Source organism: Vibrio sp. S12_S33, from assembly GCF_963889785.1.
In the GTDB taxonomy this organism is placed as follows: domain Bacteria; phylum Pseudomonadota; class Gammaproteobacteria; order Enterobacterales; family Vibrionaceae; genus Vibrio; species Vibrio aestuarianus.
In genome coordinates this window covers 36,660-50,274 of sequence record NZ_CAWPQZ010000017.1, presented here as the reverse complement: position 1 = coordinate 50,274, position 13,615 = coordinate 36,660, and the positions used below count along the sequence as shown (strand labels likewise).

The following is a 13,615-nucleotide window of genomic DNA, read 5'->3' as shown; positions in this document are numbered from 1 at the left end:
AGCTTACTTCTATAACGACAACATGATGTCTCATCAAAAAAGCCCTGCTATTTCTAGCAGGGCTTTTTTACAAAACAGTAGGTGACTTAAAAACCTACAATATTCTTCGCTTCTAATTCAGTAAAGTATTTTACTGTCTTTACTTTCAGCTCTTGGGTTGATGGCTCATCACATACGATCACAGATTTTGGATGGAGCTGCAGTGCAGACACAGTCCATAGATGATTCACACTACCTTCAACTGCAGCTTGCAACGCAAGTGCTTTATTGTGGCCGGTCACCAAAATCATCACTTCTTCTGAATCAAGCAAAGTGCCCACGCCAATCGTCAATGCATACTTAGGTACTTGGTTGATATCACCATCAAAGAAACGTGAGTTAGCAATGCGTGTATCTTCGGTCAACGTTTTAATACGAGTGCGTGAAGAAAGAGAAGACGCAGGTTCATTAAAAGCAATATGGCCATCGTTACCCACACCGCCCATGAATAAATTGATGCGGCCATAAGACTTGATTTTATCTTCATAACGTGTGCATTCTGCATCAACGTCATCAGCGTTACCGTTAAGCAAATTAATATTTTCTTCTTGAATATCAACGTGCTTAAAGAAATTGTTGTACATAAATGAACGGTAAGATTCCGGATGATCAGCAGGAATACCGATATACTCGTCCATGTTAAATGTCACCACATGCTTAAAGCTCACTTCACCAGCGTTGTACATTTCGATCAGCGCTTTATACGTAGCAAGCGGTGTTCCACCAGTAGGTAAGCCCAAAACGAAAGGACGATCCGCGCTTGGGTTAAATGCATTAATACGTTTTACGATGTGTGCAGCAGCCCATTTACCTACTTGCACTGCCTGTTTTAACGGGATAAGTCTCATGTTTGGCCTCTAATAATTGGAATATTATGATGTACTGAAACATTAATTCGCATTATAAAATAAGTTTTTAGCGACTGCCATTGTTTTAGGTCAAATTTTAGAAGTTTATTGAATAAATTGCCCAAAACTGTTCAATTAACACTCATCCATCATCTGTATTAAAGCAATAACCTCTCTCATACTCTCATCATTTTAGTGAATATACAGAAAAAATTCATAGGTAAAATTAAGTGGAAACTTGATCTAAAACGCTATGATTAATGGCAGGAGCGGTGTTCCTTGACCATACTTGTCACACAGGCGAGAAAGGAGTTAACCTCATGAAAAATGAATTGGATAGCACAAAGGTTCTACATGCCTATGAGATGATAATGGAGAACGGCACACCCACTGAGTTTGGTAAGATTTACGAGGGTATTGAAGCCTTTTCAGACTACGATGGTTACAACATCTACATGCGCGGTAATGGTGTAGAACTCAAGGTTGGTTTTCACAACACTTACCATTTAGATTACGACCAAGAGCATTTAAGAGATAGTTTCTTAAAGAAAGTATCGCAGTTAGCGAAATAGCACGAACTGGGAACAAGGCCCCAGCAACAAACCAATGCTAGGGCTTTGACAGGAAGACGCTGGCTAAACTCTTAATCAGTTTCATTAGCACGTTGAAACCGCTTAACGATGAGCAAATCCTAAGCCATGAGGATTCGGCGTTAGAGATGAAGATTAATCTTCTTCGCTTAAGCTAACATCTTCTTCGGTATAGTCGTCACCCGCTTCCGGTTTGTTGCGACCATTCAAAGTATGGAATCGCTTACGACCACGAGCGAGTTGTGTGTATTTAAGCCAGACTCGCTCTAACTTCGATTTAGCCTTTACTGGATTTTCAATCGCTTTAATGAAATGCGCTTCTTCTGCACTTTCTGGAAGAATATCACCAGATTCTAGGCCAAGCATGGTGTCCCCATAAGTGATCAGAAGCTCCTCTTCAGCAAGAGTAAAATCACCAGATTTTGCAAAGCCTCGCGGAAACTTTACATTGTCAAAAAATCGTTTTTTTCCGTGACGGAATTCAGTCTCAGACATATCAACCTCATGTGAATAATGCTGCCACCATGTAGCGATGGATCAGGCGAAAATTAGGCGTAATTCTCTCAAAAGAAAAACAAAAATTTTTTATCGTCATAATTGCTCTTCCTTGTTAATCTGGTGGGGTAATTTCAGAGGATTAAATATGGATGTAAAAGTTTTTCGCACTTTTCTAGAACTCGCTAAAGTTCGTCACTTTGGGCGAGCAGCTGAAAACCTTTATTTGACTCAAGCAGCGGTCAGTGCACGCATTAAACAACTCGAAAATTATTTCGATGCTCAACTGTTTACGCGAGATCGCAATAATATCAAGCTCACCTCTGCTGGAGAACGGCTCATCAACTACGCGGAAGTGATGGTCGCTACCTTACAACAAGCGAAATTCGAACTCTCTCTTGAAAATGGGAAGGCCTTACAGCTCACGCTAGGCGGAACACCAAATGTATGGGATGCCTATTTGCAAAACTGCTTAAGCATTGTCACCGACTCTTTTACCGGCTATGGCTTTATGGCTGAAGTAATGAGTAGAGAACACCTTAATCGCAGTTTACTTGAACGCACATTGGATATGGCTTTTGCTTTCGATCAAATCAAAGCCGAAGAACTCAACTGCAAAAAAGTAGCAGATATAGTACTAGTATTGGTATCCACTCGACCTGATACGTTAGCTACCGCCTTTGACAACAAATATGTCTATGTAGATTGGGGAAGTCGTTTCGCATCAGAGCACTCTGAGCGACACCCAAAGGCTCCAATTCCATTTTTACGAACGTCTACCGCTCGTATTGCACTTGATTTCATTCTCGAAAAAGGCGGCAGTGCTTATCTCCCTAAATCTTTAGTTGAACCATTTATCAATTCAGGCCAACTGTATCGCATTGAAGATGTGGAAGATTGGCAACGCCCTATCTATCTAAGCTATCGTAAAAACAGCTCATCGATTGAAGCAATTACACAAGTTGAAAAGTTAGTGGCTAATATTGATCCACTAACCGCTTACTCTTTACAACAAGCAGGTGATGCGGTTATCGACTGATTTTATAATGAAGCCGTAATCAATATACCAATGCGCCAACTTGATTTACGAGAAAATAAGTCGGCTTGCAGGGGAGCTATGTCACTTTCGACTGCTGGAATCAACAATATGAATCACTTTGTTTATTATTACAGTCCGTTAGGGCTGATGACATTACAAGCCAACCAGCAGGGGTTGCTCGGCGCTTGGTTTGAAACCGAAACAACGAGACCTGATGAATTAGGAGAAAAATCGGAAAACTGTCCTATACTTACTAGCACAATCAAACAGTTAGATGAGTATTTTACCGGGCGGCGAACTGTATTTGACATTCCTCTTGCCGCACAAGGTACCGTATTTCAGCAATCTGTTTGGCAAGCATTATGCAAGATCCCTTATGGGGAAACATGGAATTACCAGCAATTAGCGAATACCATTGGTAACTCTAAAGCGGTGAGAGCCGTTGGGCTGGCGAATGGGAAAAATCCTATTTCTATTATTGTGCCATGCCATAGAGTGATAGGGAAAAATGGCAAACTAACCGGTTATGCTGGTGGGCTTGAACGCAAAGCAAGTTTACTAGAGCTTGAGAATAAATTATCGAGGTAACGTTTTATGATGAGTTATACCTTAGTGAAATGGATAGGCACTTTGGCACTCATATCTGCTCTACAAGGCTGCTCTCAGGAAGATATTGAGCGTTGGGCCAATAGTGAAACCTACGAGTTTCACGGTACTTATGATAACCAATACAATTCCGATTTATTGATATTTGAAGATGGGATCGTTAGCGCACATTCAGAAAAACAAACTTGGTCTCGTCCCTACACCGTTGACGGGACTCAAATTTCTATTCAAGTACGCAATAATTCGAAAGAACAACGTGAAGACATTGTGATTGTGATACACGGCCAAGGTGAAGTCCTAACTTGTAGCGTTTGCGCTATGTATAAATTAAGTAATGTCTGGACTAAGATCGGCTATGTTGAAGCAAAAACGCCAACGATAGAAGGTGCGAGTCAATAACTCGCGCTTTTAAAACCGGTTACCACTGACGCTCACCAGTGTTTACTTGAGCACTCAGTTCTAAGTCTTGTTGGCCTGGCAATTTGGGGTAAGCCTTCACCATCTCAGTCACCACTGATATAAATAGCCGTCAAATCTTTGCCTGATTGCTTGATCATATCAACTAATGCTTGACCATCTTTAGTACCAAATTGAACATCAACCAATATGGCTTGTTTTTCTCCACTAATTAGAGTGGAACTGACGGGGAAAATCCCCTTTTCTCCTGGGTTATAAGTTTGGAAAGTCAGCGCTGCTAGGCTAGAAAAAGAAACACCTGCTAAAAGTAAGCCGGTTAAAGCACGTTGTTGGAATGTCATTATTAATGCCTGTTAGTCATAATTCGAAGTGATAACAAGCTTATTGTTTTTCAATGAGAACAAATAGATCGAAAATAGGATATAGCTAGTTAAAATTTAGATACAAAACAAAGAAAAAACTCGCTGCATCCATCACTTTAGTGCAGGAAGCATTGAATTTTATGAAAAGCATGTGATTGAATAGCAAATATTTTCCACTGTTTTTGAGGTTTGAATGAAACCAGAGAAAATATCCACCTCAGCGCTTGCGAAAATTCGCCAGCTAGAAGCTAAACAACTTTTTAGTGACCTCAAAAAAGCAGGATATATTAACCGCCACGATGAAAAATGGGTGCTCACCGAACTCGGCGCAAAATTTGGCGGCGAATACGTCGATCACCAAAAGTTTGGACAATTCATCGTTTGGCCTGAAAACTTGTTAATCGATTTAGACGCTAACCGTGGTATCACCCTTAGCGCCACGCAATTGGGTGAACGCTTTAAACTCAACCCGAAGAAAATTAACCAACTGTTGAGTGAACTAGGCTGGATAGCGAAAAGTGACACCGGCTGGAAAGTCACAAAATCGGGCTTACGAGCAGGAGGGCAGCAGCGTGAAGGGAAAGAATCAGAAAGCCAATTCGTCGTTTGGCATGATTCAATAACTCGTAATAAACGTTTAAAGCAGTCCGTTATTGAATTTTGCGGGCAAGATGCTGAAACACACTCCACCGATAAATCCTACTCCAGTTTTCGTCAAAAATTTGAAGCAAAACATCGCACGTTGGATGGCCATTACGTTCGATCAAAAGGTGAATTATTGATTGATAACTGGCTTTATATGGCAGGTGTGGTGCATGCCTATGAGCGTCAACTTCCTATCGACCAAGATATTACCAGCGATTTTTACTTACCCGCAGGTAAAGTCTATCTCCAATATTGGGGCTCAGATTCAGGACCGACGGCAGAAAAAGATCAAGAAAAAGTGCGCATTATTTATCACGAACACGCTTTTAATCTCATTGAACTCAATTATGAAGACGTAACCAAACTGGATGAGATACTGCCAAGCAAGCTGCGGGCATTCGGTATAAAAGCCTATTGAACCGAGGAAATTAAAACTCCGAAGATACCCTCGGAGTCTTGGGAAAAATCAACCACTAACGATGAGAAGAATAACGGGCACGAGCAGCTTCTTCTTTCGGTACAATCGTTTTGCCAATCGGCGCTAAAGAGATCACGGCTAATTTCAAATGCTGCAACGCAAATGGAATACCGATAATGGTAATAAAGCATGCGCAAGCAGAAAGGATATGACCAACCGCCAACCAAAAACCTGCAAAAATAAACCAAATGACATTGCCAATAAAACCAAGTGGACTGGTGCCAATATCGGTTTCATTGGTCAATTCATCGCGCGAGATCGCTTCTTGGCCGAATGGGAAAAATGAAAAATTACCGATCACAAAGCAGGCTCGTCCCCAAGGAATACCGATAATACTGATGAAGGCGAGCAAACCGAAGAACCACCATGCCAAGCCCATAAAAATCCCACCAAACAAAAACCAAATAATGTTACCCAACGTTCTCATAACTTCACCTTTTCCAAAACATACTTTCGTTATCGATCGCTTAAATTACAAGCAATCTAGTGCTAAATTAGATACCGTTAAGTATCCCAAACCATACTTAACTGAAGATTAACAAACTTAAAACAGCCCTTGCCACACCGCCGTTGCGCCACTGATAGTGCATAACAACAGCGCCCCAACGCGAATTTTTTCTTTGGGTAACGCCTGCGTGGTCATCAAGGCCAATTTATACCCAACCCACGCGGCTGGAATTAACGGAATGGTAATCCACAAATGATGTACAGTTAAAAACCCAGCGGGTAGCAGAATCATCAAAGAGATGATCGAGCTGAAAACAAAGAAAGCCGAAAGATTGCCACGTAATTGATTGGCCTCTTGATGCTGTAGCAGTAATGCCATTGGCGGTCCACCTATCGCAGAACTGGTGCCAAAAAAGCCTGAGAAAAACCCCGCAACACCCATGCGCGTAGGGGTCGGTTCAATACGAAATGGCAGTAAACTCACCACCACCGCAAACAGCACTAATAGACCTAACCACAGTGCTAATGCATCGGTTGACACCATCACTAACAAAAAACCACCAGCGATAGAGCCAGGAATACGACCAATAAGCGCCATTTTCAATCCACCAATTTCAATATTACTACGATGCTTCATCGCATTGAGTATTGAGATAAATAGTGCTACTAAACAGATAGGAGCAGGCACATAATCCGGTGAAACAAGAAATAGTAAAGGCGCAGCTACAATCGCTAATCCAAAGCCAATCGCCGTTTGCACGAAAGATCCAAGGAAAATCAGTAATATAGCAATCAATGCAGGCGTAGTAATCCACTCAGACACAAAAACCTTCCACTCTAAAAACAAAAAAATTCTGAGCTCATCATATAGAAGAACTCAGAATCAAACCAACATCATAAAATTGATTTCAGGTCTGCTTGGACTCAACTTGTCATGACACTTAGCTCGCAACGGCCAAGCGAGGCATGGGTTTGTCGTTAATTGGCAGATGTATCAAAGCGGCAAGCAACGCCAGCACCACCGTCGACCACCAAATAGGCTCATAAGAACCATAGTAATCATAAATACGACCACCAACCCATGCTCCTAGAAAGCTGCCCACTTGGTGGGTGAAGAATACTAAACCATAAAGGGTAGAAAGGTAACGAGCACCGAAAACTTGACGTACCAAGCCTGAGGTTAATGGTACAGTCCCTAGCCAACAAAAACCAATCGCTGCGCCGAATATGGCTGCGGTTTGCTCAGTCACGGGTAATGTCACAAACCCGCCAATCACCACAGTTCGCATCAAATAAAGCGCAGTCATCACATAACGTTTATTAAAACGATCGCCCATGACTCCCCAAAAATAAGAACCAAAGATATTGAAGATACCCACATAGGCTAAGGCCATGGCCGCACTTGAGGCTGGTAACTGTTTGTCTGCCAAATAACTTGGTAAATGAGTAGCAATAAACATCACGTGGAAACCACATACAAAGAATCCAGCATGAATTAACCAATAACCTCGATGCGCAAATGCCTCTCTTAAAGCTTGTTTCAATGTTTGTTGCTTGACCAAACTCTGTATTGAATTGGTTGGCGGATCTACTTTTTTCATAAATAGCGCAAAGGCAATCATAGCACTACATAACATCGCAAATATTTGCAAAGTGCCTTGCCATCCAACATCAGCCAATAAAGTTTGCGCTCCGGGGAGCATTACAAACATACCCAATGAGCCCGCGGCGGTGGTGAGTCCAAATGCTTTTGCCGCATGTTCTGCAGGAACCATTTTAGCTACTGCACCAAGCACAATGACATAGCTAGTCGCACTGAGCCCTAAACCGACCAAGCTATCAATATTGAAGCCATGGCGGCCAAAGCAAATATGTCGCGCCGTACATTTGACCGAAAATTTCGCGCTAGTTTTAACCTTTCACCTAAAACATGGCTTATCCTGCAACGAATCGAACGAGCAAAAGGTTTACTCGAAACTGAATCGGTGAATATGGAAACACTCGCCCAACTTGCTGGTTTTGATAACGCCACAACTTTGCGTCATCATTTTCGACGCTTAATCGGCGTATCACCCAAACAATATCGGCAACAATTTTCCGGTTAATGTTATTTAGGTTAAAACTGCAATTTTCATAACTTGTTTTCTCATTCATTTACTGTTTTAGACAACTATTACAGTCTAATAGCTAACCAATAGAGATTCTCGATGGATAGACTCACCGCCATGCGCAGCTTCATTGAAGTGGCTAATACCGCCAGCTTTACTAAAGCTACTGATAATTTAAACCTAAGCCGCTTGCAAATATCGCGACACGTGCAAGAAGTGGAGGATTGGTTGAAGTAACGTTTGTTGCATAGAACGACTCGAAAAGTTAGCCTCACGACCGCTGGTGAAGATGCTCTGGCGCGCTGTGAGCAAATACGTCACCAAACCGCAGAGTTGGAATTGCGGGCATTAGAATAATCTCAACAACTTTTTGGAACCATTCACATAGCCGCTCCAATTGGCCTTGCGCAAAATATGCTTTTAGATGTTGTACAAGCCTTCACCCGCTGGTCATGATTGATATGGTCGCCTCTGATCGGTTATCACAATTGGTTGATGAACGAGTCGAAATAGCCTTGCGCTTTACCCAGCAACCGGATCACCTTAATAGCACGCCGCTTAATACGCGTCGATACCGTTGTCTGTGCTTCGAAAAATTATCTTGAACAGCATGAAGTCATTACTCAGCCGAGTGATTTATCTCAGCACAACTGCTTTGTGCACTTAAGTAGTGATAAATGGAATTTCGTGCGAGACAATCAGCATTATTCGGTGCAAGTCAGCGGCAACCTTCGGGCCAATGATATGGGCATATTAAGCCGAACTGCTATCAATCATCATGGCATTGTGCGTTTACCCTGTGACCTGGCCAATCCGCTGATTGCGAAAGGGCTGCTTGAGGTTGTATTGCCAGAGTACCATTCTCCTAGCAATGCACTGTGGGCAGTGTACTTATCTCGTAGCTATCAAATTCCAGTGGTAAGACAGTTCATAGATTTTATCGCGGAAAGTTGGAAAGAGAATATGACAGCCTAGAAGGTTTGTATGTGAAAGATGATTAGTTAGGGCGCATCATGCGCCCTTGATTCAATGGTTAAGCCAATTTCAAATCATACTGATTACGATACAACACCATATCTTCGATGGTTAGAACTGGCATATTATGCACGCGCCCAAATTCAATAATTTCTGGGGTTTTTGCCATAGAGCCATCCGGGTTCGTCAATTCACACAAAACTCCCGCAGGCATTAAACCTGCCATTTGCATTAGATCAACCGTACCTTCGGTATGACCACGACGAGCTAATACGCCACCTGCACGTGCACGCAATGGGAATACATGTCCCGGACGGGCAAGGTCATCAGGTTTGGCATCCAACCGAGCTGCCGTTTTAATCGTGGTTACACGGTCTTGCGCGGATACACCAGTAGTGACGCCTTCTTTCGCTTCAATAGATACGGTAAACGCGGTTTGGTTTGCGCTATTATTGTTTACAACCATCGGCGGTAATTGTAGTTTGTTCGCTTGTGCATCGGTCAAACATAAGCAAACAATGCCACTGCATTCACGGATCATCAATGCCATTTGCTCGGTTGTCAGCGACTCTACTGCATAGATAATGTCGCCTTCGTTTTCACGATCTTCATCATCAAGCAGTAAAACCCCCCGACCTTGCTTAAGGGCTGATAATGCATTTTCAACGCGAGTAATTGGGTCACCGAATTCGGCAAGAAGTGATAACTGATTCATGGTTCTACTCCTAAAAAATCACCAGAATCAGGGCGTAATATGAGGGATCAAATCCAAAACGAATTGCACCAGTTAATCGAATAACTGATGTTTTTTCATTCTCTCTCATCCGGACTATAACCGTCGGCTCTGGCCTCTCACCAGATCTGCTGACCTCGAAAAATCGAGCGCTCGCGGGCTCATCAACTCCAACCATGAAAGTGTGTAAGTCAATATACCGCCGGTGGGGAATTACACCCCGCCCTGAGAATTTAAAAAAATATGTGTGCTTAGAAAGCTCAAGCATGTTAGTGGTTTTGAACCCAGATGAAAAGTGACGAATGCATCAACGTTAAAACTTAGTCGAGTTGTAGTATGGGAAATCGGTATCAGAGGCATAACCATCGCTAATAACCGAAACCCGCTCATCAAAGAAATACTCGTATTTTTAAACTAACTCTTAAACGTATTCGCAATATTTTTGGTCGTGACTCCAACATGGAGAACTTGTGCTAAAATGATAACCTTTTCATCCTCAAACAATAAATCATGGCTACCATTCAAGTTCAATGTCGATTTTGTAACCAAACTGAACATGTACGTAAACACGGCAAGGGGGTAACGAGCTTTCAGCGATTTCGTTGCATAGAATATAAGCGTTCCAGATCAAAACGTTTAGTACGTAGAACAATCGGTTTTTCCAAATCGGAGAAGATGCACGATAAGGCGATCGGAGCATTCATTGAACGAGAATTCTATCTTTGAATCAACCAATTGGAGTCATGACTGAATTGATTAGCACCTTTCTTTTTATTAATCGCTAATAGTGTAATTTTGCTTTATGTGCCTTGCGCAACAACTAAAACATCATTTGATTGAGTAATAAATGCACGGCGATGCTTGTGGCATAGCCGACAGCAATAATTGGCGTCCACTTTAAATGGCCGAAAAAAGTGTATTTGCCGTGTGCGGCTCCCATTAATGCTACGCCAGCGGCAGAGCCAATGGACAGTAAGCTGCCCCCAACCCCAGCAGTTAGCGTCACTAATAACCAGTTACTGGTAGACATAGCTGGCTCCATGGTGAGTACCGCAAACATGACGGGAATATTATCGACAATGGCGGATAGAATCCCGACCACTATATTGGCCAAAACGGGGTTCCACTCGGTGTACATCACTTCGGAAATCAACCCTAAATAACCCAGTAGGCTTAAGCCACCAACACACATAACTACGCCATAAAAAAACAGTAATGTATCCCATTCTGCGTGTGACACTCGTTTAAATACATCAAAGGGAACAACTGAGCCAATTCGTTTCAAGGCAGCTTCATCATGGTTTGCAATCGCAAGGGCGGTTTTTTTTGCTAATGAGGTCGGGAGTGTTTTACGCAAGAAATAGCCAAAGAATTGCAAATAAGCTAGCCCCATCATCATCCCGATTACGGGCGGAAAATGGAGGGCAGCGTGAAAAGAAACCGCAGTAGCAATCGTAAGTATGAATAACGCTACAATACGGCGAGCACCGCGTTTGAGTTCGACATGTTGATGCACGGTGTTGGGTTTTTCTTGTGGTAAGAAAAATGACATCAATAATGCAGGAACTAGGTAATTGATGGCCGAGGGAAGAAACAGTGGCATGAACTCGGAAAACGATACATGACCAGCTTGCCAAACCATTAATGTAGTGATGTCACCAAACGGGCTAAATGCTCCACCCGCATTGGCGGCAACAACAATATTGATGCAGGCAATATTGACAAAGCGAGCGTTATCGCCCGCAACCTTTAATACAACGGCACACATCAATAATGCGGTGGTCAGGTTATCGGCAATGGGGGAAATAAAAAAGGCGAGTAACCCCGTTAGCCAGAACAGCGCTCGAAAATCAAAGCCTTTTCCGACCATCCATGCTTGTAGAGCATCAAACAGCCGTCGTTCTTCCATTGCGCTGATGTAAGTCATCGCGACTAATAAGAACAGTAATAATTCTGCGTATTCTAGTAAGTTATGCTCGAGTGCGGCTCTTGCTATTTCGGTTAAGCCGTATTGTTGATAGACATAACCAATCATTGCCCAAATCAAACCAGCGGCAAGTAACACGGGTTTGGATTTTCGTAACTTGAGGTATTCCTCTAACATGACCAAAGTGTATGCCACAGTAAAAATGGCTAGTGCTGCATACCCAATAGAAGAGTGAGTCAGATCTAACGGCTGAAGATCTACCGATGACGCGTGGGCAATTGAAGATGTTAAAACAGTGCACAGTAAGGTAGGCCATACGAGGCGAGATATCATCGTGTTCACTCCTTGAATGTTAGGCTGATAAAATTCTAGATCTATTCAAGGTAGTCCGATGTGAGATAGCTCTGATCTGGTTGATTTTTAGTCTTATTTTTGAGGTTTGAACCTAACAAAGAAAAACCCCATAGCAATGGCTATGGGGTTTTGGGTTTTATAGTTAGAAGGTGAAAAAATTAGGCTTGAACTTTCGCCAAATGCACTTCTTCTTCTTTCTCACCTGCATGTGGGTCATTAAAGCGATCTTCATCTAACGCGCCTTCAGTTTTCGCAACAATTAAGGTTACGCAGCTATCACCAGTAATATTGACCGCAGTACGGATCATATCTAACAAGCGATCAACACCCATAATCAGTGCAATACCTTCAAGTGGTAAACCGACTTGGTTAAGCACCATGGCAAGCATCACAAGGCCGACACCTGGAACCCCAGCGGTGCCTACTGATGCTAGCGTTGCAGTCAGAATTACCATCAGGTAGTCACCCATGGTAAGGTCGATATTAAATGCTTGAGCAATAAACGCGGTCGCAACACCTTGCATGATCGCAGTGCCGTCCATGTTGACTGTTGCACCAAGCGGAACTGTGAATGAAGCCACTTTATTGTGTACACCAAAACGGTTCTTTGCGGTTTCCATGGTAACAGGAATGGTTGCGTTAGAAGAAGCCGTAGAGAACGCAAACATGATCGCATCTTCCATCTTGCGGAAGAAGGTGATTGGACTTAATCCTGTAAAACCTTTCAACATTAAGCTGTAGGTCACCAAGCCATGTATCAGTAAGGTGGCAGTTAATACCACAAAGTATTCAGCAAGGTTCAAGATTGCGCCTAGACCAAGACCGGTAAACAGCTTTGCCATTAGAAAGAATACGCCGTATGGGGCAAGGTTCATTAACAATGCAACTAGTTTCATTATTACTTCATTGAGGTCGTTAAAAACCTCTGCAATACGTTCCCCCGGTTTACCAGCTGCGCTAATCGCAATACCAAACAGTACAGCAAACACAATTACTTGTAGCGTTTTACCTTCAGCCATTGCGCTGATAGGGTTGGTTGGGAACATATCAATAAACACTTGGCCTAGAGATGGCGTTTGTGCTGATTTAAATGAACTTGCCGCAGTAAGGTCTGCGCCAGCACCGGGTTGGAATACGGTACCCATTGTTAAGGCTAGTGTAATGGCGATCGCTGTAGTTGCGATGTAAAACGCGAGCGTTTTACCACCCATACGTCCAAGTGTTGACAGATCTTTTAGTGAGCTTGTACCGCAAACTAATGAAACAAACACGAGAGGAACAACAAGCATTTTCAAACTGGCGATAAAGATTTTGCCGCCGACTTCAAATAAACCGTTGACGATGTAGGCGTCAACGAAACCGCTTTCTGCGAATAGGGTTCGAATAGCAAACCCAGTAAAGATACCTGCTACCATACCTAAAATAACACGGCCGGTAAGCGACATCGGTTTTTTGGTATTCATTGTGAACACTCCTTTATTTTATGCACTTCGACATCATTTCAAAGCGTGCCGCAGGTTAGCAGGGGAGCAAGCAGATCAAAAAGTAAAAT

General features: G+C 42.8%; 12 protein-coding genes, 6 pseudogenes and 1 riboswitch. Of the genes and pseudogenes, 9 read left to right on the top strand and 9 right to left on the bottom strand.

Annotated elements, in window-relative coordinates; translation table 11 throughout:
- Positions 1 to 86: 86 nt before the first annotated feature.
- Positions 87 to 887 carry a glucosamine-6-phosphate deaminase gene (nagB, locus tag AACW06_RS10055; RefSeq protein WP_192074945.1) on the bottom strand — a complete coding sequence of 267 codons (801 nt, stop codon included), beginning with the start codon at positions 885 to 887 and terminating at the stop codon, positions 87 to 89.
- 320 nt (positions 888 to 1,207) lie between these two features.
- On the opposite strand from nagB, the gene AACW06_RS10050 reads away from it, so the two are divergent.
- Positions 1,208 to 1,459 carry a DUF3081 domain-containing protein gene (locus tag AACW06_RS10050; protein WP_053308984.1) on the top strand — a complete coding sequence of 84 codons (252 nt, stop codon included), beginning with the start codon at positions 1,208 to 1,210 and terminating at the stop codon, positions 1,457 to 1,459.
- Between the two features lie 153 nt (positions 1,460 to 1,612).
- Here the strand turns inward: AACW06_RS10050 and AACW06_RS10045 are convergent, their stop codons facing one another.
- On the bottom strand, positions 1,613 to 1,972 hold the full coding sequence (locus AACW06_RS10045) for a DUF413 domain-containing protein (protein ID WP_192074944.1): 360 nt from the start codon (positions 1,970 to 1,972) through the stop codon (positions 1,613 to 1,615).
- Between the two features lie 148 nt (positions 1,973 to 2,120).
- Between AACW06_RS10045 and AACW06_RS10040 the strand changes: the two genes are divergently transcribed.
- From AACW06_RS10040 to AACW06_RS10030, 3 genes are all read left to right on the top strand, one after another.
- Positions 2,121 to 3,011 carry a LysR family transcriptional regulator gene (locus AACW06_RS10040; RefSeq protein ID WP_192074943.1) on the top strand — a complete coding sequence of 297 codons (891 nt, stop codon included), beginning with the start codon at positions 2,121 to 2,123 and terminating at the stop codon, positions 3,009 to 3,011.
- 108 nt (positions 3,012 to 3,119) lie between these two features.
- Positions 3,120 to 3,599, top strand: a complete 480-nt coding sequence (locus tag AACW06_RS10035; protein ID WP_192074968.1) for a methylated-DNA--[protein]-cysteine S-methyltransferase — start codon at positions 3,120 to 3,122, stop codon at positions 3,597 to 3,599.
- A gap of 9 nt (positions 3,600 to 3,608) precedes the next feature.
- Entirely contained in the window at positions 3,609 to 4,016 is a 408-nt protein-coding gene (locus AACW06_RS10030) for a hypothetical protein (RefSeq protein ID WP_192074967.1), read from the top strand.
- A gap of 113 nt (positions 4,017 to 4,129) precedes the next feature.
- On the opposite strand, the pseudogene AACW06_RS10025 reads toward AACW06_RS10030, so the two are convergent.
- Positions 4,130 to 4,375, bottom strand: a pseudogene (locus tag AACW06_RS10025) (MBL fold metallo-hydrolase); the annotation flags it as partial.
- A gap of 214 nt (positions 4,376 to 4,589) precedes the next feature.
- Here AACW06_RS10025 and AACW06_RS10020 point away from each other — a divergent pair.
- A complete protein-coding gene (locus AACW06_RS10020; protein ID WP_192074942.1) occupies positions 4,590 to 5,459 on the top strand; it encodes a glycerol kinase in 870 nt (289 codons plus the stop codon).
- 55 nt (positions 5,460 to 5,514) lie between these two features.
- Here AACW06_RS10020 and AACW06_RS10015 read toward each other — a convergent pair whose 3' ends face one another.
- The 3 genes and pseudogenes from AACW06_RS10015 to AACW06_RS10005 form a co-directional block, all read right to left on the bottom strand.
- Positions 5,515 to 5,946, bottom strand: coding sequence for a YccF domain-containing protein (locus AACW06_RS10015; protein ID WP_053308978.1), 432 nt, complete (start codon positions 5,944 to 5,946; stop codon positions 5,515 to 5,517).
- Positions 5,947 to 6,063: 117 nt separating this feature from the next.
- Positions 6,064 to 6,789, bottom strand: coding sequence for a TSUP family transporter (locus AACW06_RS10010; protein WP_192074941.1), 726 nt, complete (start codon positions 6,787 to 6,789; stop codon positions 6,064 to 6,066).
- A 118-nt stretch (positions 6,790 to 6,907) separates the two neighbouring features.
- A pseudogene (locus tag AACW06_RS10005) lies at positions 6,908 to 7,801 on the bottom strand (MFS transporter); the annotation flags it as partial.
- Positions 7,802 to 7,804: 3 nt separating this feature from the next.
- On the opposite strand from AACW06_RS10005, the pseudogene AACW06_RS10000 reads away from it, so the two are divergent.
- Together AACW06_RS10000 and AACW06_RS09995 are read left to right on the top strand one after the other, a co-directional pair.
- Positions 7,805 to 8,071 (top strand): annotated as a pseudogene (locus AACW06_RS10000) (helix-turn-helix domain-containing protein); the annotation flags it as partial.
- A 102-nt stretch (positions 8,072 to 8,173) separates the two neighbouring features.
- A pseudogene (locus AACW06_RS09995) lies at positions 8,174 to 9,049 on the top strand (LysR family transcriptional regulator).
- Between the two features lie 58 nt (positions 9,050 to 9,107).
- Here AACW06_RS09995 and ribB read toward each other — a convergent pair.
- A complete protein-coding gene (gene ribB, locus AACW06_RS09990; RefSeq protein ID WP_192074939.1) occupies positions 9,108 to 9,764 on the bottom strand; it encodes a 3,4-dihydroxy-2-butanone-4-phosphate synthase in 657 nt (218 codons plus the stop codon).
- A gap of 93 nt (positions 9,765 to 9,857) precedes the next feature.
- Positions 9,858 to 10,019, bottom strand: a riboswitch (FMN riboswitch).
- 273 nt (positions 10,020 to 10,292) lie between these two features.
- Between ribB and AACW06_RS09985 the strand changes: the two are divergent.
- Together AACW06_RS09985 and AACW06_RS09980 are read left to right on the top strand one after the other, a co-directional pair.
- A pseudogene (locus AACW06_RS09985) lies at positions 10,293 to 10,406 on the top strand (IS1 family transposase); the annotation flags it as partial.
- Positions 10,401 to 10,508 (top strand): annotated as a pseudogene (locus AACW06_RS09980) (IS1 family transposase); the annotation flags it as partial. The pseudogenes AACW06_RS09985 and AACW06_RS09980, both read left to right, overlap by 6 nt.
- A 94-nt stretch (positions 10,509 to 10,602) precedes the next feature.
- Here the strand turns inward: AACW06_RS09980 and nhaD are convergent.
- Both nhaD and AACW06_RS09970 read right to left on the bottom strand, forming a co-directional pair.
- A complete protein-coding gene (gene nhaD / locus AACW06_RS09975) occupies positions 10,603 to 12,051 on the bottom strand; it encodes a sodium:proton antiporter NhaD (protein WP_337923361.1) in 1,449 nt (482 codons plus the stop codon).
- Positions 12,052 to 12,221: 170 nt separating this feature from the next.
- Positions 12,222 to 13,526: a dicarboxylate/amino acid:cation symporter gene (locus tag AACW06_RS09970; protein ID WP_192074936.1), complete on the bottom strand. Its 1,305-nt coding sequence runs from the start codon at positions 13,524 to 13,526 to the stop codon at positions 12,222 to 12,224.
- Between the last annotated feature and the right edge of the window lie 89 nt (positions 13,527 to 13,615).